The 25341-nt window shown below is 64.7% G+C and carries 21 protein-coding genes and 1 tRNA gene; 6 read left to right on the plus strand and 16 right to left on the minus strand.

Translation table 11 applies throughout. The features are described from left to right. The first annotated feature begins 9 nt into the window (after positions 1-9). Positions 10-318 carry a FlxA-like family protein gene (locus GJ695_RS03740; RefSeq protein WP_154362271.1) on the plus strand — a complete coding sequence of 103 codons (309 nt, stop codon included), beginning with the start codon at positions 10-12 and terminating at the stop codon, positions 316-318. Here GJ695_RS03740 and GJ695_RS03745 read toward each other — a convergent pair whose 3' ends face one another. The 3 genes from GJ695_RS03745 to GJ695_RS03755 form a co-directional block, all read right to left on the minus strand. Beyond that, on the minus strand, positions 319-1284 hold the full coding sequence (locus GJ695_RS03745) for a 2-hydroxyacid dehydrogenase (protein ID WP_154362272.1): 966 nt from the start codon (positions 1282-1284) through the stop codon (positions 319-321). Further along, on the minus strand, positions 1281-2603 hold the full coding sequence (dctA, locus tag GJ695_RS03750; RefSeq protein WP_154362273.1) for a C4-dicarboxylate transporter DctA: 1323 nt from the start codon (positions 2601-2603) through the stop codon (positions 1281-1283). Before dctA ends, GJ695_RS03745 begins: the two co-directional genes overlap by 4 nt. Positions 2604-2758: 155 nt before the next feature. Continuing rightward, entirely contained in the window at positions 2759-3925 is a 1167-nt protein-coding gene (locus GJ695_RS03755; protein ID WP_154362274.1) for a mandelate racemase/muconate lactonizing enzyme family protein, read from the minus strand. A gap of 85 nt (positions 3926-4010) precedes the next feature. Here GJ695_RS03755 and GJ695_RS03760 point away from each other — a divergent pair, with 85 nt between their 5' ends. Continuing rightward, positions 4011-4901: a LysR family transcriptional regulator gene (locus GJ695_RS03760; protein ID WP_154362275.1), complete on the plus strand. Its 891-nt coding sequence runs from the start codon at positions 4011-4013 to the stop codon at positions 4899-4901. Here GJ695_RS03760 and GJ695_RS03765 read toward each other — a convergent pair. Genes GJ695_RS03765 through GJ695_RS03780 form a run of 4 tightly spaced genes read right to left on the minus strand, consistent with a single transcriptional unit; the run spans position 4898 to position 10010 of the window. Further along, entirely contained in the window at positions 4898-6001 is a 1104-nt protein-coding gene (locus tag GJ695_RS03765) for an NADH:flavin oxidoreductase/NADH oxidase (RefSeq protein ID WP_154362276.1), read from the minus strand. The genes GJ695_RS03760 and GJ695_RS03765 overlap by 4 nt on opposite strands. Positions 6002-6022: 21 nt before the next feature. After that, a complete protein-coding gene (locus GJ695_RS03770; protein ID WP_154362277.1) occupies positions 6023-7330 on the minus strand; it encodes a c-type cytochrome in 1308 nt (435 codons plus the stop codon). Continuing rightward, positions 7327-9507, minus strand: coding sequence for a xanthine dehydrogenase family protein molybdopterin-binding subunit (locus GJ695_RS03775; protein ID WP_154362278.1), 2181 nt, complete (start codon positions 9505-9507; stop codon positions 7327-7329). The genes GJ695_RS03770 and GJ695_RS03775 overlap by 4 nt, the downstream gene beginning before the upstream one ends. Continuing rightward, on the minus strand, positions 9504-10010 hold the full coding sequence (locus tag GJ695_RS03780; protein WP_154362279.1) for a (2Fe-2S)-binding protein: 507 nt from the start codon (positions 10008-10010) through the stop codon (positions 9504-9506). The genes GJ695_RS03775 and GJ695_RS03780 overlap by 4 nt, the downstream gene beginning before the upstream one ends. Positions 10011-10228: 218 nt before the next feature. Here GJ695_RS03780 and GJ695_RS03785 point away from each other — a divergent pair, with 218 nt between their 5' ends. From GJ695_RS03785 to GJ695_RS03795, 3 genes are all read left to right on the plus strand, one after another. Further along, positions 10229-11077, plus strand: a complete 849-nt coding sequence (locus GJ695_RS03785) for a fumarylacetoacetate hydrolase family protein (RefSeq protein WP_154362280.1) — start codon at positions 10229-10231, stop codon at positions 11075-11077. Between the two features lie 75 nt (positions 11078-11152). Further along, positions 11153-11229: transfer RNA gene (locus tag GJ695_RS03790), tRNA-Pro, on the plus strand. A gap of 69 nt (positions 11230-11298) precedes the next feature. Then, positions 11299-11943: a GIY-YIG nuclease family protein gene (locus tag GJ695_RS03795; protein ID WP_154362281.1), complete on the plus strand. Its 645-nt coding sequence runs from the start codon at positions 11299-11301 to the stop codon at positions 11941-11943. 61 nt (positions 11944-12004) lie between these two features. On the opposite strand, the gene GJ695_RS03800 is transcribed toward GJ695_RS03795, so the two are convergent. The 6 genes from GJ695_RS03800 to GJ695_RS03825 form a co-directional block, all read right to left on the minus strand. Continuing rightward, the gene (locus GJ695_RS03800) at positions 12005-13234 is read right to left on the minus strand and encodes an alginate lyase family protein (RefSeq protein ID WP_208023378.1); all 1230 of its coding nucleotides are present in this window, start codon (positions 13232-13234) and stop codon (positions 12005-12007) included. Between the two features lie 8 nt (positions 13235-13242). Beyond that, positions 13243-15936 (minus strand): TonB-dependent receptor plug domain-containing protein, encoded by a 2694-nt coding sequence (locus GJ695_RS03805; protein WP_154362282.1) that lies wholly within the window; start codon positions 15934-15936, stop codon positions 13243-13245. Between the two features lie 32 nt (positions 15937-15968). Beyond that, positions 15969-17117 carry an alginate lyase family protein gene (locus GJ695_RS03810; RefSeq protein WP_154362283.1) on the minus strand — a complete coding sequence of 383 codons (1149 nt, stop codon included), beginning with the start codon at positions 17115-17117 and terminating at the stop codon, positions 15969-15971. A gap of 186 nt (positions 17118-17303) precedes the next feature. Next, a complete protein-coding gene (locus GJ695_RS03815) occupies positions 17304-19067 on the minus strand; it encodes a DUF4214 domain-containing protein (RefSeq protein ID WP_154362284.1) in 1764 nt (587 codons plus the stop codon). 66 nt (positions 19068-19133) lie between these two features. Further along, positions 19134-19898 carry a molybdate ABC transporter permease subunit gene (locus GJ695_RS03820; protein ID WP_154362285.1) on the minus strand — a complete coding sequence of 255 codons (765 nt, stop codon included), beginning with the start codon at positions 19896-19898 and terminating at the stop codon, positions 19134-19136. Beyond that, the gene (locus GJ695_RS03825; protein ID WP_154362286.1) at positions 19898-20812 is read right to left on the minus strand and encodes an extracellular solute-binding protein; all 915 of its coding nucleotides are present in this window, start codon (positions 20810-20812) and stop codon (positions 19898-19900) included. Before GJ695_RS03825 ends, GJ695_RS03820 begins: the two co-directional genes overlap by 1 nt. A gap of 166 nt (positions 20813-20978) precedes the next feature. Between GJ695_RS03825 and GJ695_RS03830 the strand changes: the two genes are divergently transcribed. Beyond that, positions 20979-21212, plus strand: coding sequence for a type 2 periplasmic-binding domain-containing protein (locus GJ695_RS03830; protein ID WP_154362287.1), 234 nt, complete (start codon positions 20979-20981; stop codon positions 21210-21212). Here the strand turns inward: GJ695_RS03830 and GJ695_RS03835 are convergent. The 3 genes from GJ695_RS03835 to GJ695_RS03845 all read right to left on the minus strand — a co-directional run bounded on the left by GJ695_RS03835 (position 21176) and on the right by GJ695_RS03845 (position 25339). Continuing rightward, positions 21176-22141: a LysR family transcriptional regulator gene (locus tag GJ695_RS03835; protein WP_166455075.1), complete on the minus strand. Its 966-nt coding sequence runs from the start codon at positions 22139-22141 to the stop codon at positions 21176-21178. The two genes, GJ695_RS03830 and GJ695_RS03835, sit on opposite strands and share 37 nt — an antisense overlap. 33 nt (positions 22142-22174) lie before the next feature. Then, positions 22175-23794: a methyl-accepting chemotaxis protein gene (locus GJ695_RS03840; protein ID WP_154362289.1), complete on the minus strand. Its 1620-nt coding sequence runs from the start codon at positions 23792-23794 to the stop codon at positions 22175-22177. A gap of 111 nt (positions 23795-23905) precedes the next feature. Continuing rightward, a complete protein-coding gene (locus GJ695_RS03845) occupies positions 23906-25339 on the minus strand; it encodes a PepSY domain-containing protein (RefSeq protein WP_154362290.1) in 1434 nt (477 codons plus the stop codon). Positions 25340-25341: the final 2 nt, after the last annotated feature.

Below are 25341 nucleotides of genomic sequence, written 5' to 3' on the forward strand. Positions count from 1 at the left end.
CGCACCGCCATGTCGCTCGCCATTACCACTGGTGCATCGTCGGCAGCCTCCGCCGCGTATGGCGGCGGACCGTCCGCTGCCAGCCTGCAGGCGCAATTGCAGCGTTATCAGCAGCAGTTGTCGGATTGCGTGAATTGCGCGTCGGCCAAGACGCCGAAGGGCAAGCAGGATATTCAGGCCATTTCGGCGCGCATCAGCCAGATCGAGCAGCGGATTGCGCAGGCCGACGGGTCCGGCGCCAGGGCGGCGCCGGATGCGCCGCAGGCCGCATCGACGCCGGCCCCGGCTTCGGGCAATTTGATCGACGTCTATGCCTGATTACACCAGCGCATCGCGCGGCGTTTGGCCGGCGAGGACATCGGCCACATTGTCCAGCGCGCGGTGGCCCATGGCCGCGCGCGTTTCGACGGTGGCCGTGCCCATGTGCGGCGTCATGAAGACATTCGGCAGCTGCTGGAAGCGCAGGTCGTATTCCGGCTCGGCGCGGAACACGTCCAGCCCGGCGGCGGCCAGCTGACCGCTCTCCAGCGCCGCGACCAGGTCGTCCTCGTTGACCAGCGAACCGCGCGAGGTGTTGACCAGCACCGCGCCGCGCGGCAGCAGCGCCAGCACGCCGGCGTCGATGGAACCGTTGGAAGCGGCATCGCCCGGCGCGTGCAGCGACAGGATCTGGCACTGCGGCAGCATGGCGCGCACGTCGCTGTAATAAACGGCGCCCTGCTCCAGCGCCGGCGCCAGGCGGCGCCGGTTGTGGTACAGCACCTTGACGCCGAACGCGGCCGCCCGCTTCGCCACCGCCCGGCCGATGCGGCCCATGCCGATGATGCCCAGCGTCTTGCCATGAAAGTCCAGGCCCAGCATGTCGCTGAGGCCGAAACGTTCGCGCCAGCCGCGCTCCATGATGGCGGCGTACTCGCGGCCGCGCCGCAACGCGCCCAGCATCAGGAACAGCGCGAGGTCGGCCGTGGCCTCAGTCACCACGTCCGGCGTGTTGGTGACGAAAATTCCGCGCGCCGCGGCTGCGGCCAGGTCGATGTGCTCGTAACCCACGCTGCACGTCGCGATCAGCCTGACGTTTGCCGGCAACTGCTCGATGGCGGCAGCGTCGAAGCGGATGCGGCTGGAAATCAGCACCGCCTTCAGCGACGGCGTGTTCTTCAGCGTGTCGATGGTTTGCGCCACCGTGAGCTGGCCATCCTGCGACGCGATCACGCCGAACTCGGCCTGCGCGCGGTCGATCAGCGGCTGAATCAACGGGGTGGCGCACAGCAGGCGTGCGGTCATACGTTCTGTCTCCTGGCGGCAACCACGGTTGGCGCGGCGACAGGCGCGATGACGGCCTCGCCGGCAAACGCGCGCTTCATCTGTTCGATGTCCAGCGCGCCTTCCCATTTTGACACCGCGATGGTGGCAATGCCATTGCCGATCAGATTGGTCACGGCGCGCGCCTCGTTCAGGAAGCGGTCGATACCGACCAGCAGCACCAGGCCGGACAGCGGAATCTTGTGCATCGACGCCAGGCTCGCGGCCAGCGCCACGAAGCCCGCGCCGGCCACGCCGGCCGAGCCTTTCGAGGTCAGCAGCATCACGCCCAGAATGCCGAGCTGGTCCCAGATGGTGATGTCGACATTGGTCGCCTGCGCGATGAAGATGGCCGCCATGGTCAGGTAGATGGCGGTGCCGTCGGCATTGAAGGTGTAGCCGGTCGGCAGCACCAGACCCACCACTTTCTTCTGGCAGCCCATGGCTTCCATCTTCAGCATCATCTGCGGCAGCACCGCCTCGGTGGACGCGGTGCCCATCACGATCAGGATTTCATCCTTGATGTATTTCAGGAAGCCCCACAGCGGCACGCCGCAGTAGCGCATCACCGTGCCCAGCACCAGCACCACGAACAGGAAGCAGGTCAGGTAGACCGCGATCATCAGCTCGGCAAACGAGTTCAGCGTGCCGATGCCGTACTTGGCGATGGTGAAGGCGATGCCGCCGAAGGCGCCGATCGGCGCCAGGTGCATGACGATGCGCACCACGCCGAACATGCCGTGCAAGAACATATCCAGGCCATCGACCAGCGGCGCGACCTTGCTGCCGAGGCGGTTCAAGGCAAACGAGAACAGCAGCGAGAACAGAATGATCTGCAGCATATTGCCCTGCGCGAAAGAGCCGACCACGCTGTCCGGCACGATATTCATCAGGAATTCCAGCGTGGTGTGGTGCTGCGCCGCCGCCGCATAGCTCTTGATGGAGGCGGTGTCGATCTGCGCCGCATCGATATTCATGCCGACGCCCGGCTTCATGACGTTGACCACGATCAGGCCGAACACCAGTGCCAGCGTCGAGCAGATTTCAAAATACAGCATGGCCTTGGCGCCGACCCGCCCGGTCTCCTTGACGCTGCCCATGCGCGAAATGCCGACCACCACCGAGGCGAAGATGATCGGCGCCAGCAGCATCTTGATGAGTTTGATGAACAGGTCGCCGAGCGGCTTGAGCTCGACGCCGATATTGGGATAGAAATGTCCGACCAGGACGCCGGCGGTCAGGCCGACAATGACTTGTATGTAGAGTGTGGAAGCCAGCTTTTTGAAACGTTGCGCATTCATGGGGTCTCCTCCCGCGAAAACAAAAATGATGGACGAACGCCAGCGTAGAGCCGGCAAGCGGACAATCCGCTCGCGCCCTACGCTGTGCTCTGAGTCTTTCACCGAATGTGGCCATGCGCCGGCTTCGACGGCCGGCTTGATGGCGGTATGGCGTGTTATTCAGCCAGTTTCACCATCTCCCGATACAGGTCGGCCTTGCCTTCGAAGCCGATGCCCGGCAGGTCCGGCATGGTGATGTAGCCGTTGTCGACCTTGACGCCGTCCGGGAAACCGCCGTAGGGCTGGAACAGGTCCGGGTACGATTCGTTGCCGCCCAGGCCCAGGCCGGCCGCGATGTTGAGCGACATCTGGTGGCCGCCGTGCGGGATGCAGCGCTTCGGCGACCAGCCGTGTTCGCGCAGCATGTCCAGCGTGCGCAGGTATTCGACCAGGCCGTAGCTCAGCGCGCAGTCGAATTGCAGCCAGTCGCGGTCGGAACGCATGCCGCCGTAGCGGATCAGGTTGCGCGCGTCCTGCATCGAGAACAAGTCCTCGCCGGTGGCCATCGGGTTCTTGTAGTAGTTGCGCAGCGTGGCCTGCAGCTCGAAGTCCAGCGGATCGCCCGGTTCCTCGTACCAGAACAGGTCGTACTGCGACAGCGCCTTGGCGTACTGGATCGCGGTGTCGAGGTCGAAGCGGCCGTTGGCGTCCACCGCCAGTTTCTGGCCGTCGCCCAGCACGCTCAGGATCGAGTCGATGCGGCGCAGGTCTTCATCCAGCGAGGCGCCGCCGATTTTCTTTTTCACCACCGTGTAGCCGCGGTCGATGTAGCTGCGCATCTCGTCCTTCAGCTTGCCGTGGTCCTGGCCTGGATAGTAGTAGCCGCCGGCGGCGTAGACGAAGATTTTCTTGTCGGCCTGGCCGTTGCCGTAGCGGTCGGCCAGCAGCTGGAACAGCGGCTTGCCTTCGATCTTGGCGACCGCGTCCCAGATCGCCATGTCGATGGTGCCGATGGCCACCGAGCGCTCGCCGTGGCCGCCCGGTTTTTCGTTGGTGAACATGCAGTTCCAGATCTTGTGCGGATCGAGGTTGGTGCCGGCGTCGTCGACCAGCGAGGCCGGATCGGCTTCCAGGATGCGCGGGATGAAACGCTCGCGCATCAGCGTGCCCTGGCCGTAGCGGCCGTTCGAGTTGAAGCCGTAGCCGATCACCGGTTTGCCGTCGCGAATCACGTCGGTCACCACCGCCACCAGGCTCAGCGTCATTTTGCTGAAGTCGATGTAGGCGTTACGGATAGGTGAGCTGATCGGTACGGTTTTTTCGCGGATTTCAACGATTCTCATTGCAGTCTCCAGTTGTGAAGCCGTTAGCTTACTCTTGAATTTAACTGTTAAAATTAACTTAGATTGAAACCTTTATTCACTTTAAATGAAAAATGATACCGCGCCCGACCTGACGTTTTTCGTGCTGCTGGCCAAGTTGAGCAGCATGACGGCAACCGCCCGCGAACTGGGCATCACGCCGCCGGCCGTCACCAAGCGCCTCAGCCTGATGGAGCAGCGGCTGGGCGTGCGCCTGGTCAACCGCACCACGCGCCGCATCAGCCTGACCAACGAAGGGGAAGCCTACCTGGCGCAGGCGACGCAGATCCTGCACCAGATCCGCGAGATGGAGGAATCGGTGTCGAGCAGCCGCGCCGCGCCGAAAGGCTTGCTGCGCATCAATGGCACGCCGGGCTTCGGCCGCACGCGCATCGCGCCCATCGTCTCGCGCTTCGCCCATGCGTATCCGGAAGTGGAGGTGGAACTGCACCTGACCGACCGGCCGATCAGCCTGGTGGAGGAAGCCTACGACCTGGCGATCCGCTTCGGCGAGCTGCCGGACACGCGCCTGACCGCGCGCCGCCTGATGGCCAACAAGCGTTTCCTGTGCGCCTCGCCGGCGTACCTGAAGAAGCACGGCGAACCGCGGACGCCGGCCGACCTGCACCACCACCGCTGCATCCTGCACCGCCAGAACGACGACGTCTACGGCACCTGGCGCCTGAAGAAGGGCAAGACCGAGGAGCTGGTGAAAGTGCGCGGCGCCGTCTCCAGCAACGACGGCGACATCGTCATGAACTGGGCGCTGGACGGACAAGGCATCGTCCAGCGCTCCGAGTGGGACGTGGCCAAATACCTGGCCAGCGGCCGGCTCAAGGAAATCATGCAGGACTACACGCTGCCGGACGCCGACCTCTACCTGTACTACCTGACCCGCAGCAACCTGCCGGCCAAGGTGCGCGCCTTCATCGATTTCCTGGCCGAGGAATTCCGCTAGCGGAACAGCTCCGGATACTGCGCCGGCTGGCAACGGAGATACTGGCTGGCCGCGTGCACCTGTCCGCCGAGGGCGGCCGCCGCGTGCCACGGCCAGCGCGGGTCATACAGCACCGTGCGCGCCAGCGCGATGAGGTCGGCGTCGCCATTGGCGATGATCGCCTCGGCATGGGCCGGCTCGGTGATCAGGCCCACGGCCACCACCGGCACCTTGACCACGTCCTTGACGGCGCGCGCCAGCGGCACCTGGTAACCGGGGCCGACCGGGATCTTCTGATCGGGACGCAGGCCGCCGCTGGAGACGTGGATCACATCGACGCCGCGCGCTTCCAGCATCTGCGAGAAAGCCTGCGCCTGGTCGATGGTGAAGCCGCCCTCAAGCCAGTCCGTGCCGGAGATGCGCACGCTGACGGCGCGCTCGGATGGGAACGCCTCGCGCACCACGTCGAAAATCTCCAGCGGAAAGCGCGCGCGGTTCGCCATCGAACCGCCGTACTCGTCGCCGCGCTGATTCGACAGCGGCGAGAGGAACTGATGCAGCAGATAGCCGTGGGCGGCATGGATCTGGACCGCGTCGATGCCGATGCTGGCGGCGCGGCGCGCAGCGGCGGCGAAGCCGTCGCGTATCTGCCGCAGCCCGGCCTTATCGAGCGCCGACGGCGCCACGTAGTCGTCACGCACCGCGATGGCCGACGGCCCGACGGTTTGCCAGCCATGGGCTGCGTCCGGCGCGATCTGCCGCCCGCCCTGCCATGGCCGCTGCACCGAGGCCTTGCGGCCGGCGTGATTCAGCTGCACCGCGATGGGCGTGGCGGACCAGCGGCGCACCGACTCCAGCGTCTTGCCCATCGCGGCGGCGCTGGCGTCGTCGTACAGGCCGACATCGGCAAAGCTGATGCGCCCGTCGGCGACGACGGCGGTCGACTCGATGGTCAGCAGCGCGGCGCCGGATTGCGCCAGCTGCCCCAGGTGCATCTGGTGCCAGTCGTTCATGCAGCCATCGACGGCCGAATACTGGCACATCGGCGCAATCACAATCCGGTTGGCGAGGGATAAATTGCGGACTTGTATCGGCGTGAACAGCTTAGGTTGATGCGTCATCGGTCATTTCCAATCATATCGTCAATTCTTGCGTTGGTCGGCGACCATCTGCGCCGTGACATTGCCGCGCTTGCCGCCGAACTGGAATAGTACATAATTGCTCAGTTGCGCGATTTCCGCATCGGTGAAGGCGGCGTGGAAGGCGGGCATCAACACCTCCTCGGCGCCGATGCGCATCCTGGCGCCATGCAGGATCACCTGCGTGACATTCTGGCCGGACGGGTCGTTCACCGAGCGCGCGCCGATCAGCGCCGCGTAGTCCGACTGCGCGCCCTGCCCGCTCCACTGGTGACAGCTGGCGCAGCTGCCCGCGAACAGGCGCAGGCCGCCCTGCAGATCGGCCGGCGTGGCGGGCGACGGTGTGTAGGCGGTCGAGGCCTGCACCGTCTCCGGCCTGGCGTTCACCGCGACCGGATGATCGCCGGTGCGCGCCGGCATGCTGCGTAGCCAGGCGATCAGGGCGCGGGTGTCCTGCGGGTCCAGGTATTGCAGGCTGTTTTCCACCGCCTCGCCCATCGGCCCGCCGGCGGCGCCGTGCTGCGCCGCGTGACCGAAGCGCAGATACTGGTACAGGTCGGCGTCGCTCCATGCGCCGATGCCATCGCGCGTGTCGGCGGTGAGGTTCGGCGCGCGCCAGCCATTGACCACCGTGCCGGCCAGTTCGTTGCGATGGTCGAGCGCAAAGCCGATATTGCGCGGCGTGTGGCATGCGGCGCAGTGGGCCAGCGCAATCGCCAGGTAGGCGCCGCTGTTCCATTCGGCCGACTTGCCGGCGTCCGGCGCAAAGCGGCCGCTCTGGAAGAACGCCGCGTTCCAGAAGCCCATCGCCCAGCGCTGGTTGAACGGGAACGACAGGTCCGGCCGCGGCGTGGCCTGCGCCACCGGCGGCAGGCTGAACAGATAAGCCTTGATCGCCAGCACATCCTCACGGCTCAACAGCGAGTACGAGGTGTAGGGGAACGCCGGATACAGGCGCTGGCCGTCGTGGCGCACGCCGTCGTGCAGCGCGCGCACGAAGTCGTCGTCGCTCCAGTCGCCAAGGCCGGTGGTCTTGTCCGCCGTGATGTTGGACGAGTACAGCGTGCCGAACGGCAGCTTGAACGCCAGGCCGCCGGCAAACGGCTTGCCGCCCGGCGTGGTGTGGCAAGCCACGCAGTCCGCCGCGCGCGCCAGGTATTCGCCGCGCACCACCCGCGACGCCGTCGCCGGCGCGCCGGCGATGGCGGGCGCGGTCCCGGTGGCGGGATCGGAACGCGTCAGATAAGCATAGGCGGCCACGCCGGCCACGGCGCACAGCAGCACCGGCATCAGGATACGGAGCGGCTTCATGCGCGTGCTCCCTGCGCCAGCAGCTCGCGGCGTATCGGCAATTCCCGTATGCGCACGCCGGTGGCGGCGAAGATCGCGTTGCACAGGGCCGGCGCCGCAATCGCGGTGCCGAGCTCGCCGACGCCGCCCGGGCCTTCCATGCTGTGCACAATCTGCACATCGATGGGTGCGGTTTCATTCATGCGTATCATGCGGTAGTCGTTGAAGTTGCTTTGCTGGATGGCGCCCTGCTCGATGGTGATCTCGTTGAACATCGCGGCGCTGATGCCGAACAGCAGCCCGCCCTGGATCTGCGATTCGATCGACCCGGTGTTGACCGGGATGCCGACATCGACCGCCACCACGGCGCGCCGCAGGCGCACGTCGCCCTGCGGCGACACCTCGACCTCGATGATGGCGCACACATTGCTGCCAAACGGATCGCCCAGCGCCACGCCGCGGCCCACGCGCGGCGGCAGCGCCGTGCCCCAGCCGATCTTGCTGGCGGCCAGTTCCAGCACGCCCAGCAGGCGCGGATGGTGCTTCAGCATCGGCTTGCGCCAGGCGACCGGATCGGCCTTGGCCTTGTGCGCCAGCTCGTCGAAGAAACTCTCCACCACGAACAGATTGTGCAGCGCGCCGACGCCGCGCCACCAGCCGACCAGCAAGCCCGGCGGCATGTCGTGGCGCACCCACTCCACCTTCAGGTTGGGCACCGCATACGGCAGGTCCGCCGCCGATTCGATCGCATCCTTGTCCATGCCGTCGGCGCGCATGGCGCCGGGACGCCAGCGCCCCAGCACCGTGCCGCTGCAGATGCGGTCGCCAAACCACGCCGGATAGCCCTGGCTGTCCATCACGGCGGAAATGACGTCGTGGTACATCGGCCGCACGATGTCGTGGCCGATGTCCTCCTCGCGCGTCCAGATGATCTTGAGCGGATAGGACACCTGCCTGGCGAACGCCACCGCCTGGTCGACATAGTCGGTTTCCAGGCGACGGCCGAAGCCGCCGCCGATGTACTGCGTGTGCAGCAGGATTTTTTCCTGCGGCAGGCCGGTGATTTTTGCCGCGTTTTCCACCACGTGCATCGGCACCTGGGTGCCGGCCCAGATTTCGCAGCGCTCCGGCGTGACGTGCACGGTGGCGTTCAGCGGCTCCATGGTGGCGTGCGCCAGCATCGGCATCTTGTAGGTGGCCTGTATCAGCTCGCCGGCGGGACGCTGTCCCACCTCGCGGCCGACAACCGCCTTGCCCTGCGCCTGGCTGGCGGCCAGCTCGTCGCGCAGCTGTTTCGACGTCAGCGTGGCGTTCGCGCCGCGGTTCCACGCCACCTCCAGCCGCTCCATGCCGCGCTTGGCGGCCCAGAAATGCGTCGCCACCACGGCCACCGCGTTGCCGATGCGCAGGACCTCGATCACGCCGGGCACCTTGCGCGTCGCCGCGTCGTTGAACCGCGCCAGCGTGCCGCCAAAGGTCGGGCAGGCCCTGACCGTCGCCACGCGCATGCCGGGCACGCTCACATCGATGCCGAATTTGGTCAGGCCGAACACCTTGTCGCGGGCGTCCAGGCGCGCCATCGGCTTGCCGATCAGGCGGAAATCTTTGGCGTCCTTGAGCTTGACGGCGCCGGGATCGGGCAGCTTGCCGGCCGCCGCCGCCACCTCCGCATACTTCAGGCTGCGGCCGGAGGCGCGGTGGCGAATCACGCCGCGTTCGACCGTGCAGGCGTCAGGCGCGACTTTCCAGCGCGCCGCTGCGACGCTCACCAGCAGCGTCCGCGCCACCGCGCCGGCCTGGCGCAATTCCGTGAAGGTGCTGCGCGTGCTGGTGGAGCCGCCGGTGATCTGGCCGGCCAGCAGCCGCATGCCGTACAGCGCCTCGTTGACCGGCGCGTGCTCGACCTGGATCTGGTCCAGGTCCACATCCAGCTCTTCGGCCAGCAGCATGCACGAGCCGGTGTAAATCGCCTGCCCCATCTCCACCATCGGCATCACCAGGCGGATCGCGCCATCGGCGTCGATGCGGACAAAGGCGTTGGGGGCGAACGGCGGCGCGCCATCGGCGGCGGCGGCCGCCGCGTCGCCCGGCTGGCGATGCGGATTGACCAGCGCCTGCGCCATCTTTGGCAGGCCCAGCCAGACAAAGCCCACCGCCAGCCCGCCGGCCTTCAGCACCTGGCGGCGCGCGGGCATCATTGGCCACCTCCGGCGGCGTCATGCGGTAGCGCCTGCGTCACCTCGATCTTGCCGGTGGCGGCCTGCTTGATCGCGGCGCGGATGCGGATATAGGTCGCACAGCGGCACAGATTGCCCGACATCGCGGCATCGATGTCGGCATCGCTCGGCGCCGGATTGCGCGCCAGCAGTGCCGCCGCCGACATGATCTGGCCGGACTGGCAGTAGCCGCACTGCACCACGTCCACCCCCAGCCAGGCGGCCTGGATGCGCCTGCCGCTGTCGGTGGCGTTGACCGCTTCGATCGTCGTCACCTGCCGCGCGCCGACCGCGGCGATGGGCAGCACGCAGGAGCGCACCGGATTGCCGTCGAGATGCACGGTGCACGCGCCGCACTGCGCGATGCCGCAGCCGAACTTGGTCCCCGTCATGCCGAGGGTTTCGCGCAGCACCCACAGCAGCGGCGTGTCGCCCTCCACGTCCGCCACTTGCTGGCGGCCGTTCACGTTGATGGTGTAAGACATGGTACGGTTTTCCTCTCAGGCTATCAGCACGTATATCGCAAGATAGTAGCCGCGCCCGGATGCGCCGCCTACGCGTCTTGAGAGACTGCTCGTCATTACCCTTTAGGGTTAAGCAAAACTCCCTGTTTTTTTGCGCCCGTCCTCCATCCAATAGCCCATGGCGAGCGCGGCCCATGAACTGCTAGTCTCAAGTTCCTACCTTCTCTTCCCGCCATCCCATGAAATTACTTCGCTACGGCCCCAAAGGCCAGGAAAAACCAGGCATGCTGGACGCCGAGGGCAAGCTGCGCGACCTGTCCGGCCTGCTCGACGACATCACCGGCCGCACGCTCGGCGCCGCCGCGCGCCAGGTGCTGCAGGCGATAGACGTCTCCCGCCTGCCGCTGGTGGAAGGCAATCCCCGCTTCGGCGTGCCGTGGAACGGCATCAGCAAGATTGTCGCCATCGGCCTGAACTATCATGACCATGCGCTGGAAGCGAACCTGCCGATTCCCGAGGAACCCGTCATGTTCACCAAATGGCTCAGTTGCCTGAACGGACCGCATGACGATGTGATCGCGCCGCTGGAAGCTTCCAAGCTGGACTGGGAGGTCGAACTCGGGATTGTGATCGGCGCCAGGGCCGTCAACGTCACCGAGCAGCAGGCGCTGGAGTATGTGGCCGGCTATTGCCTGGCCAACGACGTCACCGACCGCGCGTTCCAGATGGAGCGCAGCGGCGGCCAATGGAGCAAGGGCAAGGGGTTCGACACCTTCGGCCCGGTGGGCCCGTATCTGGTGACCAGCGATGAAGTCGCCGATCCGCAAGCGCTGTCCTTGTGGCTGGACGTCAACGGCGAGCGCATGCAAACCGGCGACACCGCGAACATGATCTTCAGCTGCGCGCATCTGGTCAGCTATTGCAGCAGGATGATGACGCTCGAACCGGGCGACCTGATCATCACCGGCACGCCACCCGGCGTCGGCATGGGCATGAAGCCGCCGCGTTACCTGAAGACCGGCGACGTGATGACACTGGGCATCGACGGGCTGGGCGAGCAACGCCAGCGGCTGGTCGCCAGGACTTGACCGTTCGTGTCGCGATATTCCACCGGAGCGAGAATTGAAAACGCCGCGAAAATATGATGTAATTCACATCACTGTCGGGGTGTAGCTTAGTCCGGTAAAGCGCTACGTTCGGGACGTAGAGACCGGAGGTTCGAATCCTCTCGCCCCGACCAGGAAAACTTCGCAATCAACATCCGGATCGGTTAAAGTATCTGTAAGGCATTTTTCCTTATAGGACCGACATGACATTTTCCGAACTGATCAAAGGTATCTTACAAAAGCATCCTCAAGGACTGACTCCTCAGCAGATCCGCGACATCATCAAGCAGGACCACCCGACCTACTACGGGACCGAATCGCACCAACGCAATGTAGAAAGAGGGTACTACAAGGACCTGGACTATGCCTTGCTGGCTCAAATCTATGTGACCGCACGCAGTGGCGGTCAGTTCCATGTGGACAGGTCATTCAGGCCGTTTGTCATGTCGCTCGCTCCCGGCGTGGCCCAGGACGTCAATCTTCCCGATGAAGAGATTGAAGCGGAAAGCCTGGAAAAGCTGGAAGCCGGTATTGGACGGCTGTACGTCCTGGGCACCTCGCTCTACACCAAAGCCGGTGAGGAAATCGTGAAGATAGGGATCACGACTGGTACTGTGGAAAACCGTATTGGTCAGCTTTACACGACTGGCGTACCGTTCCGTTTCCGCGTCATGAAGGATATAGAGACCAAGAACTACTACGAGCTGGAGCAGTCCTTGCACAAGCTGCTTGACCCGTACCGCATCAACAAGTCGCGCGAGTTCTTCACTGAAAAATGCCTTCCTTTCGTTGATAGGGTTGTTGCGATTCACAACGACATTCATTCAGAGGGTGCCAGCGCCCACTGAATCGATTGAAACCGCAGCGTTCGGCACCGGCCTGCGCGACCTTGCGTCGCGCAGGCTGCCGCTACTTCAACGGCAGTAACAGCGCATCCACCTGCCCCGGATAATGTTCGAGCAGCCAGCGCGCCTTTTCCGCAAACACCGGTTCGTTCGGATACGCCCGCGCCGCCGCCAGCATGTTGTGCATCGCATGCTTGTTGACGCCATCCGGCGAGCCTTCCTTCGGATCGATTTCCGGATACGGCCACTTCTCGCCGTTCACATAGCGCGCGACGAAACGGTAGCCCTGGGCGATGCTGTGCGCATCCTCCCCGTGCTCCCATACTTTCTGCCCGGTCAGCTCGCCATAGCGCCCGAGATAGCCGAACGCCTCCAGCGCGAAGTTGACGTAGCCGGACGGCCGCGTGCGCTCCAGTTCCGCGATCAGCTTGCCCTCGCGGTCGATCTGCCCGGCGATGCGGCGGATCTGCGTGATTTCCAGCTCGCGCCTGGCGATGTCCTGCTGTCCCGTGTACAACGCATACGCGGTCACCTGCGCCGAGTAGAAGGTGCCGTGGTTGTTGTGCGCGTTGCTTTCCTCGAAGCCGTTGCGGCTGGTGAGCAGCCAGTTCAGGTAGTCGCGATACCAGGCGCGCACGCCGTCGTTCTCGGCGTCGCTCAGGGCGTCGGTCGGCTGGATCAGCGCCAGGCTGTCCATCACGTCGATCAGCGAACGGCTGCTGATGATGCCGATGCCGCGCCCGTTCACGCGGCCGGGAAGCGCCTGGCCGTAGTCCAGGTTGGGATTCATGCGGGTCTCGGGCGCGAGGAACCAGGCGCGCGCCAGTTCGCCGGCCTTGGCCGCATATTTCGTCTCGCCGGTGAAGTACCAGGCCAGCGCCAGCACGGTCACGTCATGCGAAAACTTCCCCATGCGCACGCTGTCGGTGGCGTCGGTGGAGGACGCCGGGTTGTGCAGGCCATCCTTGCGGATGTAGGGCAAGCCGTCCTTCTTCGCCGGGTCCGGCCACCAGTACGGCCCGAAGCTGAAGAAGTCGTGCTTGTTGCCGCTGGCCGGCGCCAGCGTCTTGTCGACCACGCTGTAGCGCTTGTGGGTCAGCGCCGTATCGGCTTCCTTGATCAGCTTGTCGTAGGATGGCTGGTAGAGCGGGTCGCGCGCCGCCAGCTTCTGTTTGGCCAGCGCCAGCTCCGCCGGGTCGTAGGTGTAGAACTGCGACGGCGATGCCGCCTGGGCGGGCCCGGACAGGCCCGCCGCCAGCAAGGCCGCGCAAAGTAAAGTGCGTTTGATCATCATGCTTCGCATCAGAAGGTGTAGGTGGCGCGCGCGCGGTAGACGCGGCCCAGCGGGCTGGCCTCGCCGCTCGAATAACCTTCACCGCGATAGTTGGCCGCAGGTGGATCGCGGTCGAACACGTTGTTCACGCCGACCATCAGGCTCCATTGCTTGAAGCCGTTGTACTGCATCGACCAGTTGTACACCGTGTACTGGTCGATCACGTGGTAGGCGGTGCCGCTGTTGCGGTCCTCGAAGCTCTGCTTGTACTGCTGGTTGACGGTCGAGGTCCAGTCGCCATTGGCACTGATCCACTTGGCCGAGGCGCCGTACTTCCAGCGGAAGTTCATCACGTTGGCATCCAGCGGGCCGAATTTGTTGACGCTGGAAATCCACGCGCCGTTGCGGTCGACCTGCGTTTCAAACTCATGGATATAGGTGCCGTCCAGCTGCACGCCCACCTGGCCCCATTTGGTTTTCGGGAAGTTGTAGGTGGTGGTCAGGTCGATGCCGTCGGTGCGCACGCCGCCCATATTGGTCAGGCGGTCGTCGATGTACAGCAGGTTGCCCTTCGCGTCGCGCACGAACAGGTTGGCGTAGGCCGGGTTCTGGAACAGCGACGGCTGCGCCAGCTGGCCGATCGAGTCACGCAGCTGGACCTTGAAGTAGTCGACCGATACCAGCAGCGAACGGGTCGGCGTGAACACCACGCCCAGGTTGAAGGTCTTGGAACGTTCCGGTCCCACCTGCGGATTGGCGCCGGTGTTGATCGGCTGACGCGCGTTACACACGGTGCTCGGGTTATAGCCGGGCAAGGCGGTGCCGCCGGTGGTCGCGCCAGGCAGGCCGCCAGGGCACAGTACCGGGTCGTTGTAGCTGGTGCTGGTGATGCCGGTCGGGCCGTTGGTGGCGCCAAAGTAGCGCTCGGCCAGCGTCGGCGCGCGGAAGCCGGTGCCGGCCGAACCGCGCAGCATGACCCATTCGGCCGGCTTGAAGCGGAAGCTGGCCTTCGGGTTGGTGGTCGAACCGAAGTCGCTGTAGTGGTCGGTACGCACGGCGAGGTCGACGTCCAGCGCCTTGGTGATCGGGAAGTCGATCTCGGCGTAGGCGGCCGTCACGTTGCGCGAAGCGCTCTGGTTGGTCGCGGCCGTGGCGCCGGTCTGGCCGCCGGACAGCGCCACCGTGGCGGGAATCGAGTTGTAGGAGAAGTCGTGGTAAGCGCTGGCGCCGACCGCCAGCGTGACCGCGCCGCCCGGCAGCGTCATCAGCTCGCGGCTGGCGTTCAGGTCGACGCCATTCATGCGCGTCAGGCCGGCGTTGGCGGTCTGGCCGTTGGTCGAGATGCTGCTCAGGTAATCCTTGCCCACCTGGTCCTGCAGGCCGAACGGATTCAGCTGACCATTGGCGACGCCGGCCAGCAGGTCATAGCTGTTGACGAAGCCGGAGCGGAAGCTGGTGCGGGTGCTGTACAGCGCGGACCAGAAGCTGGCCTTGTAATCCCAGGCGCCCAGGTGGCCTTCGTCGTCCAGCGTCAGGCGGGTGGTGTCGGTCTTGTAGTCGAGCACGGTCGGGCCGAGGTCGCCGTACAACGACCAGGCCAGTGTCAGCGTCTGGTTGGTGATGCCCGGCATGGCCGGCACGATGCCCTTGCCTGGATAGTATTTGCTGTTCGGGCCGATGGTCAGCGCCGGGAAGTTGGCGATCGAGGCGTTGATGCCGAAGGTCGGGTTCTTCACCGGACGGTTGTAGATCGACGAGTACAGCAGCGAGGCCGACAGCTTGTGGTCCTCGCCCAGCATCAGCGTGCCCTTGGTAAACAGCGACGCTTCCTGGCTTTCCTTGGTCAGCGTCAGGCTGTTGGCGGTGTAGCTGGCGGTACAGGTGTTGTTCAGGCCCGGCGTCGAGTACGGCGCCAGGCAGCCGCTGGCGTAGTACGGGTTGCCGCCGATGGTGATGTTGCCGACCTTGGTCGAGCCGTTCGCCAGCGTGACGTTGGCCGGGATGGAATTGCTGCCCTTGGTCAGCTTGGGCGGCGGGAAGCCGGCGCTGGCCAGGCGTTCGTCCGAGGTGATGTTCGGGCGCGCCGATTGCGGCAGCGCGTCCTGCTGGTTGATGTCGCCGGTGATGTAGACGTTCCAGCCGTCGCTGCCCAGGTTGCCCTTGCCGGCGGTGAAGCTCAAGCCCCGCGATTCGCCGCCACCGCTCTTGCTCGGCGCGTTGCCTTTCAGCGTCAGCGAGGCGCCGGTGTACGATTTCTTGGTGACGAAGTTGATCACGCCGCCGATGGCGTCACTGCCGTAGATGGAGGAGGCGCCGTCGCGCAGCACTTCGGTGCGGTCCAGCGCGCTGACCGGGATGCTGTTCGGATTGATCGCCACATCGTTCAGGCGTTTGCCGTCCAACAGCACCAGCGTGCGCGAGGTGCCGATGCCGCGCATATTGGCGCTGTTGCCGTTGCCGGAGGTGGTGTTCGGCACGAAGTCGGAGGCGGTCGACATCGACATCAGGATATCGTCGATGGTCTGCATGCCCTGCGCCAGCCAGTCTTCCGCCTTGACCACGGTGACCGGAAGCGCCTGGTCGGCGACCGCGCGCTTGATGCTGGAACCGGTGATCTCGACCTTTTGCATGCTGCTATCCTGCTGCGCCTGTGCCGCGCTGCCCATGCCCAGCAAGGCCAGCGTGACCGCCGCCGACAGGCGGGAAGGTTTGTTGTGCTTCAAGTGTGTCTCCTTGTTTATCGTATTGTGTGGTGTTACCAAAGCGCGGGTTGCCGGATGAAGAAATTGCGGATGACTTCTTCAACCGATGAGTCTGCGGGCAGGCTGGCCCACAGGGCCAGGTAGTCCGGTTTGCCGAGCGCGCGCCCGGCAAACAACAAGCTGGTCTGGCGCATCGGCCATTCCTTGTCGTACATCACGTCCGGCGGCAAGGGCCATGTGCGCTTGTCGCGGATGTAGGGCGCCATCCAGGCCATGGCCCGGGCCATGCCGCGGCCGTCGGGTGTGGCGTAGGTCCACAGATTATCCGACGGCGTCGACAGAATCCGGCACAGCGCGGCCAGCGCTTCCAGGTCGAACAGCGCGTAGCCGTAGGGCTTGGTGCGTTTCAGTTCCAGCGGCAGGCTGCCATCGGCGGCGAGCTGGGTCGGCAGCAGGACGGTCTTGAAGCGGTCGCGGGCGTAGGCCAGCAGCTGCTGGTCGCCGGTCAGGTGGGCGAAGGCGGCAACCTGCAACAGCCAGCAGGAACCGTGGTTGTTTTTGGCGTCGCGCTCGTCCTGGCCGTTCCTGCTGGTGGTCAGCCATTGCAGGTAATCGGTGAACCATTGGTGGATCTGGCGGCGCTCATCGGCGGACAGCACGTCGCCCTCCTCCAGCACTTCGATGGCGCGCGCCACTTCGACCAGATGCACGGTGTCGATGATGCCGATGCCGCGTCCGCTGCAGCGGCCGAAGATCGCCTGCGCATATTGCAGGTTGGGATTGAGCCGCGTGGCGGGATCGATGAACCAGGCGCGCAAGTGGGCGGCGGCATGCTCGGCATAGCGGCGCTCGCCGGAAACCTTCCAGGCCGCGACCAGCGCCGGCACCTGCACCGAAAACCGCACCAGCACGCGGCGGTGGGCGACGAAGTTGTCGGGATTGGTCAGGCCGTCACGCTGGATGTAGGGACCGCCCGGCTGCGCCGGATCGGGCCACCAGTAGTCGCCTTCCGAGTAAAAATCGTGCACGCCGCCGCTGCTGCGCGGGCTGGGGAAAGCGGTGATGGTCAGCGGCGCCTGCGCCAGGCTGGATGCGGCCTCGCGCAGAATGCGCTGGCGGTCGACGCTGGCGACGTCGAGCGGCTGTCCGGCCACCGGCAGACAGAACAGCAATAACAGCGTGCAAAGCATTTTTTGAAGCATGTCTCACCGTGAAATCGTTTAACACTTCTTATGTCATCAATTTACAGGTATTTCTTAGTATTTTTGCTTTTTTTAGTAAAACGTTTAACTTAGTATATAGATGATACCCATGCGGCGTCAACAACTCTGATGCGCGACGGCTACATGCGATGGTTGGCGTTCAGCCGCACTGCGTGCGGCTGACGATTACGGCAAGGTGATGCCGTAGGCAGACTCCATGCTCACCACTTTCCCGTTGGTCGGGACCAGCCAGTTCACCCAGAACATGCCGTTGCCATAAGCACCCTTGTGCGTGTAAGGCATGGTGGAAGCGCCCGTCTGATAGTCGATGACCTGCACCGCGGTGGTCGTGTAAAACGACAGGCCGTAGTTGTTCGGGCCGCCGCCGATATTGGTGCGGAGCAGATAGATTTTTCCAGACGCAAAAACGATATCCAGCGGCAGTCCGTAATCCGGGATGGGGGTCAGGTCGCGCGCCAGTTCAACTGGATAGTTCCCTTTCCCGTCATTCTTCAGGATGCGAGGCACGGTATCGTAATCCGTGGTGGTCTCGCCGGCCGTTGCTCCCGGCTCATTGCCGCCGATCCAGATGTCGTAAGCGCCGCGCTGATCGAAATCGATCGCTTCAATGGAGAAAATGGCTTTGTACTTGAGCTCCGGCGGCAGCCGCGCCGTATCAACACTAAAGCTGCCATCGCGGTTATTCACAAGGAAAAACGGGGTGGCGTGCACCATATTATCGGTCACCACGATGTCGGCGAAACCGTCTCCCCTGGCATCCATGGCAGTCGCCGCATGGCAGAAGCAGGTCACTGGCAGCGTCTTGTTCTGATACGTGCCATCCGCCTGGCTCAACAAAATATGCGGCTGCTCGCCGGGGAACGGCGAGCGATCGAAACCATGGCATGCAAAGAACACGTCCGGCTTGCCGTCGCCATTGAAATCCGCCACCACCGCCTTGCGCGGATGGAGGCAACCCTGGGTATCCTTGAGCAGCACGGCGGTACGGTCGATCCAGAGTCCGCTTTTATCGCGCTGATAAAAGCGGATGTGGCCAAACTCGGTCATCGACCAGTCAGGAATATATTCAAGCGTATGGGTGACCATGGAGTACGAGCCGTCCTGGAAGAAATCGGCAAACGCCACCGCATTGCCCGCCGCTACCTCGGGCGGCAACGGCTGGGCGCCCAACACGCTGGCTGCCGCAACCTTGTTCTCGTAAGAGCTACGCTTGGGCACAATCGGTCCACCCTGGTTATACGGCACAAAGTCCAGGCCGTTTTGCACAGCGGCTGCCAGGTTGGTTTTGTTTTCCCCCGAATCCGAGAAGCTGTACAGCACGGCAAAGGCGGCCGCGCCATGGTTCATCTGGTCTACCCACCAATCCACGCCGGCCTTCTCGCCGTCGCGGTGCAGCACGTTGTTGTAAAACGCATTGACCAGCTTTGCGTTGGCGGGGTTGTCGCCATATAAGGTCTTGAATTCCGCCGACGCCACAAAGTCGGTCGCGATGCCGTTGAGGTCGCGCCCCGCCTGATTGACCGCAATCCAGAAGCCAAGGCCCGCCAAGTCGGGCTGACGGTTGAAGGCGGCCTGATACAGCCGGTACACCTGCCCGGTCGCGCCATCAATATCAAAGGAGGTCCACTTGTCGGCGAATTTGATCAAGCCCGGGTTCCGGTACGTCGTCACCGAATGATCGATGCTGCTGGTAACGGTCACCACGTTCGTCTCCTGGTTCTTGACGACGGTGTAGTTGTCCCGATATCCCGCGATGCTGAATACCGTGGCAGCTGGTGAATCGCCCTGCGCAGTATGCGGCGCACCGCCGGCAACCATGCGTTGCACCACCGGCGGCGCCGTGCTGGTATCCAGATTCCGGGAATCACCGCCGCAACCGGCCAGGGCGACAGCAAACAGGGCGCACATCATCAGCGGATTGAATTTCATTTCTCACTCAATTGTTCTAAATTGCATATTGATAAAAATATTAGAACAATTTAACGTAAAAATATCCTACGTGCAACTTCCTCGGAAGGTGATGGTGCGCCGGGACAGCATCCATAGCGGGAACGGCAGCGCGGCCAGCAGCAACACCCATACCAGCGCATACACGCTGTCCAGGCCATCGTTCTGCAGGTTGATGTAGAGCTGCACCGGCATGCCCTGCGGGAAGTAGGCGAAGATCATCACGATGCCGAATTCGCCGATCACCCGCACCCAGGCCAGCGCCAGCCCGGCCAGCAAGCCGCGCGCGGACAAGGGCAGCGTCACCAGCCAGAACACATGCCACGGCGTCGCGCCCAGCGTTTCGGCCGCTTCTTCAACGCTGCGCGAAACCGCTTCAAACGCGGTGCGGGCCGACATCACGTAATAGGCCAGGCCGCCGTAAAGCTGCGCCAGGATGAAGGCGCCGATGTTGTTCGAGATGAGGTAGCCGGCGGCGGCCAGCGGCTTGCCGAGCGCGCTATAGGGTCCATAGGCGGACACCAGCAGAATGCCCATCGCCAGCGGCGGTGTCAGCAGCGACGCCAGCACCAGCACGTCCACCACGCCGCGCGTCCGGCTTTTGGTGCGCGCCAGCCAGAACGCCAGCGGCGTTCCCAGCACGGCGATCAGGCCCAGCGCCACCAGGCCGAGGCCGAGCGAGACGCGGGCCGACGCCAGGTCGGCAGGCGCGATGGCGAAGCTGCGCCACGGCGTCTCCTGTACCAGCGTGACGAAAGGCAGCGCCAGCAGCAGGCAGGCAGGCGCGCCGAGCCAGCGGGCGTGGTGCTTCATCAGCGGTACAAGGCGTCGCCCTTGGGCTGGCCGTAGCCGTTCTGATGGAACAGCGCCTGGCCGTCCGGGCTTTGCAGGAAGGTGATGAAATGCTTTGCCGCTTCCGGCGAGGTCGCGTTCTTCAGCACGGCGGCGTAGAACACCAGCGCCTGCGGCCGCACCGTCTCGCTCTTGCCGTCGCGGTGCTGGATCGGGAAGCTGACGGTGTCGTACCAATCCTTCGCATATTGTGGATTGCTCAGGTTGATCTGGTCCGGCAGCGCCACATACGGCAGCCTGGCGGAGATGGTGGCGCTCTCGTAGCCGGAAGCGGCGTCCAACTGGCCGGCCTGGAGCCGGGTCAGCAGGCTGCCTTCGCCAAACACCTGTTGCGGGTTCTCGATCGGTCCCAGCACGGCGGCGGCCATGCCCGGCTGCTTGTAGTATTTTTCGGCCAGCAGCAAGGTGAAGATGATGTTCTGGCCCTGCGGATCGACCGCCGGATCGGTGCGTCCGAAGCGCAAGCCGGGCGTCTGCAATATTTTCCACCAATCGGCCTCGCCGGCCTTCAGCTGCGCGGCGTAGGGACTTTTGGGATTGTAGGCAATCACCATGCGCGTGCTGGCCACCGGCACCGCCTCGTCCACCAGGCCGGCCTGCTTGAGAATATCCATCGGCCCCGGATTGACGGAGACAAACACGTCGGCAACGATTTTCTTCGACGCCAGCAGCCGCGCCATGCCATAGGCGCCCTGCCCTTGCCCTTGATACTCGACATGTTCGCGTTCGGCGAAGGCCGGGCCGATGAACTTGTCCATCACCACGCCCATCGATCCGGCGTAGGTGATGCGCACCGGCGTTTCGGCGTAAGACTGGGCGGCGGCCATGGCCAGCAGCGCGCAAGCTACGGCGCGGCGTTTCAAATGCAGGTTCATGCGGACTCCTTGGGTTCGTTATATTCCCGAGTATATGACGGAGAAATCGGGAAATCTGTCATACCAAGGTATAGGTCATACCAAAAAGGTATCGCCGAAATGGTATTGGCTCTGCCGCCGCAAGCGAACCTACACTGACTGCATCCCTCAATTTGCGGACCAGCCCATGCAGCGCCTGCGCATCGGCCTCACCACCGTGGTGGAGACGGAAAAATTCACCCGGCTGCCGCAGTGGGACATCGACTTCAAGCGGCAAACTTCGGTGCAATCCGTGCGCGAGCTTCAGCAGGGGCGGCTCGACGCCGCCATCATCGGCATTGCCCACCCGCCCGATGCGGCGCATCCGCTTCTGCTGCCGTTCACTCAGTACTTGGCATCCAGCAGCACCTGGGTGCGGTAGGCTTCCTCGGCCACCATCTCGACGAACTCGTGCAGCAAGGCGTCCTGTTCACCGGTGCGCGTGAACAGGTGCAGCCTGAACGGCTCGATATCGGCGATCGGCCGCATGGTCATCCCGGCCGGCAAGGCCATGAAGATATAGGCGGCGCCCAGCATCAGGCCGGCGCCTTCGCTGGCCATCGACACGCCCACCTGCGCCTGCTGCGTCTCGTACACGAAATGCGGCGTGAAGCCGGCGCGCTTGCAGGCGTTGACCAGGATGTCGTACAGGTGCGGCACCAGCGGACGATCGAAGAAGATCAGGCGCTCGTCCATCAGGTCGGCCACCTTGATGCTCTGCCGCGACGCCAGCGGATGATCGCTGCGCATCACCGCCACCCACGGTCCGCTCAACACCGGCCGCGCTTCGATGCCGCTGTCGCCGGCCGGCATGCTGACGGGGACGCCGATGCCGACGTCGATCACATCCCTGGCCAGCGCGTCGAACTGCAGTCCCGCATGCATTTCGTGGCGCTGTACCTTCAGGCCGGGATAGGCCGCCTGCATGCGCACCAGCGCCGGCGGGATGAACGGCAGATTGGTGTATTCGACCATGCCGAGCGAGAGCCGGAACTCGCGCTCGCTGGCGGCCTCGCGCGTCAGCCGCAGCGCGCGCTGCAGCTGGTCGAACATCTTGGCGGTTTCCTGTTGCAGCATGACGCCGGCCGGCGTCAGCGCCACGGTGCGGCCGTCACGCTGGAACAGGGTGACGCCGACGATTTCCTCCAGCTTGCTGATCTGCTGGCTGAGCGCGGGCTGCGTGATGAAGGCCAGCTCGGCGGCCTTACGGAAATGCAGCTCCTGCGCCAGGATGGCGAAATACCGCAATTGGCGCAGTTCGATACCTCGCATCGTTTCCTCGTCCAGGATGACCGCCGGAGCGGCGGCCATTGGAAGCGATCGTTGCACATGTTGCATATGAAATCAATGTGCAGAGACAAGACTCATACTTAAGGCAGGGCGCCTGTTGCGCACCGGCGCCGCGCCGCCGGCGGCAGGCGCCACCTGGAACACGGCCACGGCGGCGGTCAGCTGCGCCGCCTGCTCCTGCAACGACGCCGCCGCCGCTGCCGCCTCCTCCACCAGCGCGGCATTCTGCTGGGTCACCTGGTCCATCTGCCCGACCGCCTGGTTGACCTGTTCGATGCCGACGGTCTGCTCGGCGCTGGCGTCGGCGATTTCCTGCATCTTGCGCCGCACGCTGGCGATGCTCTCCACGATTTCGCCCATGGTGCTGCCGGCGTCGCGCACCAGCACCGAGCCGGCCTGCACCTGCGCGCTGGAATTGCCGATCAATTCCTTGACCTGCTTGGCCGCCGCTGCGGAACGATGCGCCAGCGTGCGCACCTCGGTGGCCACCACGGCAAAGCCACGCCCCTGTTCGCCGGCCCGCGCCGCCTCGACCGCCGCGTTCAAGGCCAGGATGTTGGTCTGGAACGCGATGCCGTCGATGACGCCGATGATCTCGGCGATCTTGCCGGCCGAAACGTCGATGGCGGCCATGGTGTCGATCACCTTGGCCACCACGTCGCCGCCCTTGCGCGCCACTTCGGCCGCAGCCGCCGCGTACTGGTTGGCCTGGCTCGCGTTGTCGCTGGTCTGGCGCACGGTGGCGGTCAGCTGTTCCATCGACGCGGCGGTCTGTTCCAGCGAACTGGCTTGTTCCTCGGTGCGCGCCGACAGGTCCAGGTTGCCGCTGGCGATCTCGCCGGTGGCGCTGGCAATGGTGTCGGAACCGCCACGGATCGCGCCGACGGTGCGGGCCAGCATGGTCTGCATGCGCTTCATGGCGAACAGCATGCTGGTGCTATCACCGTCACGCGTCGTCACGGCGGCGCTGAGGTCGCCGGCGGCGATGCGGTTGGCGATCTGCGCGGCGTAGGCCGGTTCGCCGCCCAGTTCCTTGAGCAGATTGCGGTTGATGATGATGACCAGCGTGGCCAGGGCCGCGCTCAAGGCGCCGAGCAGCACCAGGGCGCGCAGCAGTGCGCCGGTAAAGGCATGCTCGATATCGTCGACGTACACGCCCGAACTCAAATTCCAGTCCCACGGACCGAAATGGCGCACGCGCATCAGCTTCGGTTCCTCGGCGGTGCTGCCCGGACGCGGATAGGAATAGCGCACGTAACCGGCGCCGCCGTGCTGGCCGATGTCGGCCACTTCCTGGAACACGTGCACGCCGTTGCCATCCTTGTAGTCGCTCAGGTTCTTGCCGGTCATCTGCTGCAGGAAGGGATGCATGACCACCACGGCGCGGGAATCGGTGACGGTCATGTAGCCGTCCTTGCCGTAGCGGAAATTCTTCAGCCGCTGCAGGGCCTGGGTGCGCGCCTGCTCCGGCGTCAGCTGGCCCTTGCTGGCCATGTCGCTATAGTCTTCCACGATGCTCATGGCCGCATCGACAATATTGCTCAAGTCGGCGCGCCGTTCATCGATGCGCAGCGCGCGTTGCTCCCAGGCGCCATACGCCGACAAGCCGGCCATGCACAGCAGCGCAAGCACCGAGGGTATCCATAATTTTTGGGAGAACGAGAGGGTTTTCATATCTATCCTTGGTTGGCGAATGAGCGACCAGACCAGTATGTGGACTTACGGCAATATCGGCCAATTAGTTCCACACGCGCGTATCGATAAGAAATACTGCTGCCCTCTGGTTTACCTCCGCAGACGGCGCCAGCCCAGCACCGCGCCGGTCAGCGCCGACAGCGTGCCGGTCACGCACAGCACGATCACCAGCACATCCCACAGCGGCCGCGCGCGCACCACGGCGGCGAAGTCCAGCTGGTGCAGGCCGTTGAACAGCCAGCGGTTCCACTTGCTGTTGCGGTCGGCGTAGTCGGCGATGCAGCCTTGCGCGGCGTCGATGTAGAAGGTGGTTTCATCGGCCAGCCGGAATTGCACGCGCAGCACCGGCAAGCTCGCCTGGCGGTGGTGGCTGTAGTAATAATTGTCTTCGCTGGTGAGCAGGTCCGCCGTCTGCAACGGCGTGCCGGGCCGCGTGGCCTGGATGGCGTGCAGCAGGCGCGCGGCCGGGATCGACGGCACAACATTGCCTGATGCGTTCAGCAACCGGCGCTGCGCGCGGTCAAGGGCGCTCAGGTACAGCTGGCCGTCCACGCGCCGCCATGTCAGTTCCAGCGTGCCGGGATGATGCCGGATGATCTGCGCGGCCGGCAGCGACAGGTCGGCGTGGTCCAGCGGGCCGCCGGCGAACGCCAGCCGGTCCCGCGCGGTCACGCCCGGCGACGCCAGCCAGTCGAACGGCGTCACCGACAGCCAGCCGCTGAACAGCCAGGTGAGCATCAGCGTGCCCATGCCCAGTCCCAGCCAGTGATGCCACGCCTGCCAGTCGCGATACGGCGAACGCCGGCCGCCGGCATAGCGGCGCCGCAGCCGCAGCCGCTGGATGCCCAGCACCATGCCCAGCATCACCAGCAACAGCGCCGCGCCGGAGATCCACATCACCACCTGCCGCCACGGCTGGCCATGCGTGCGCAGCGGCGTGAAGTAGATCCAGTGGATCACCGAGCCGGCCCAGTTCCAGGCGCGCTCGCTGCACGTGGTGTCGCGCACCAGTTCGCCGGTGCGGCTCGACACATACAGCACGCTGCCGGCCGCATCGTTGGCGCTGACGCGGTACAGCGGCCGGTGGTCTTGCAGGCTGCCGAAACTCCACTGGTCGATGTCGATCAACTCGGCGGCAAGCGCCGTCGCGCCGGACGCCGCGCTCACGGCACTGGCGGAGGCCAGCGCCGGCGTCACCTGCACCGCTTCGCCGTCGTCGGCCCACACGGACAGCCAATGGCCATCCGCCTTGAAGTGGTAGGCCGCGCGGCCGGCCACCGCTGTCAGCCGCACCTCGTCCGGCACGCCGGGCCTGGCTGCGGCCTGCCAGGCATCCCAGGCGCTGAAGCGGACCTGCCGCGCTTCCAGCGGCGTCAGCCAGACCATGCGTTCCTGCTCGGTCAGCGCCGGATACGGCACATACATCATGACGATGCCGGAGCCGAACCACAGCAGCACCAGCAAGCCAAGCACGATGCCCAGCCAGCGGTGCCACAAATGCGCCTGACGCTTCCAGGAACTCATGA

Source organism: Duganella alba (assembly GCF_009674495.1).
In the GTDB taxonomy this organism is placed as follows: Bacteria; Pseudomonadota; Gammaproteobacteria; order Burkholderiales; family Burkholderiaceae_D; genus Rugamonas; species Rugamonas alba.

Bases quoted from the DNA above. Each gene is read 5' to 3' on its own strand.
- GJ695_RS03740 (WP_154362271.1), top strand. From the start codon at position 10: ATGTCGCTCGCCATTACCACTGGTGCATCGTCGGCAGCCTCCGCCGCG.
- GJ695_RS03745 (WP_154362272.1), bottom strand. From the start codon at position 1,284: ATGACCGCACGCCTGCTGTGCGCCACCCCGTTGATTCAGCCGCTGATC.
- dctA (WP_154362273.1), bottom strand. From the start codon at position 2,603: ATGAATGCGCAACGTTTCAAAAAGCTGGCTTCCACACTCTACATACAA.
- GJ695_RS03755 (WP_154362274.1), bottom strand. From the start codon at position 3,925: ATGAGAATCGTTGAAATCCGCGAAAAAACCGTACCGATCAGCTCACCT.
- GJ695_RS03760 (WP_154362275.1), top strand. From the start codon at position 4,011: ATGAAAAATGATACCGCGCCCGACCTGACGTTTTTCGTGCTGCTGGCC.
- GJ695_RS03765 (WP_154362276.1), bottom strand. From the start codon at position 6,001: ATGACGCATCAACCTAAGCTGTTCACGCCGATACAAGTCCGCAATTTA.
- GJ695_RS03770 (WP_154362277.1), bottom strand. From the start codon at position 7,330: ATGAAGCCGCTCCGTATCCTGATGCCGGTGCTGCTGTGCGCCGTGGCC.
- GJ695_RS03775 (WP_154362278.1), bottom strand. From the start codon at position 9,507: ATGATGCCCGCGCGCCGCCAGGTGCTGAAGGCCGGCGGGCTGGCGGTG.
- GJ695_RS03780 (WP_154362279.1), bottom strand. From the start codon at position 10,010: ATGTCTTACACCATCAACGTGAACGGCCGCCAGCAAGTGGCGGACGTG.
- GJ695_RS03785 (WP_154362280.1), top strand. From the start codon at position 10,229: ATGAAATTACTTCGCTACGGCCCCAAAGGCCAGGAAAAACCAGGCATG.
- GJ695_RS03795 (WP_154362281.1), top strand. From the start codon at position 11,299: ATGACATTTTCCGAACTGATCAAAGGTATCTTACAAAAGCATCCTCAA.
- GJ695_RS03800 (WP_208023378.1), bottom strand. From the start codon at position 13,234: ATGATGATCAAACGCACTTTACTTTGCGCGGCCTTGCTGGCGGCGGGC.
- GJ695_RS03810 (WP_154362283.1), bottom strand. From the start codon at position 17,117: ATGCTTCAAAAAATGCTTTGCACGCTGTTATTGCTGTTCTGTCTGCCG.
- GJ695_RS03815 (WP_154362284.1), bottom strand. From the start codon at position 19,067: ATGAAATTCAATCCGCTGATGATGTGCGCCCTGTTTGCTGTCGCCCTG.
- GJ695_RS03820 (WP_154362285.1), bottom strand. From the start codon at position 19,898: ATGAAGCACCACGCCCGCTGGCTCGGCGCGCCTGCCTGCCTGCTGCTG.
- GJ695_RS03825 (WP_154362286.1), bottom strand. From the start codon at position 20,812: ATGAACCTGCATTTGAAACGCCGCGCCGTAGCTTGCGCGCTGCTGGCC.
- GJ695_RS03830 (WP_154362287.1), top strand. From the start codon at position 20,979: ATGCAGCGCCTGCGCATCGGCCTCACCACCGTGGTGGAGACGGAAAAA.
- GJ695_RS03835 (WP_166455075.1), bottom strand. From the start codon at position 22,141: ATGGCCGCCGCTCCGGCGGTCATCCTGGACGAGGAAACGATGCGAGGT.
- GJ695_RS03840 (WP_154362289.1), bottom strand. From the start codon at position 23,794: ATGAAAACCCTCTCGTTCTCCCAAAAATTATGGATACCCTCGGTGCTT.
- GJ695_RS03845 (WP_154362290.1), bottom strand. From the start codon at position 25,339: ATGAGTTCCTGGAAGCGTCAGGCGCATTTGTGGCACCGCTGGCTGGGC.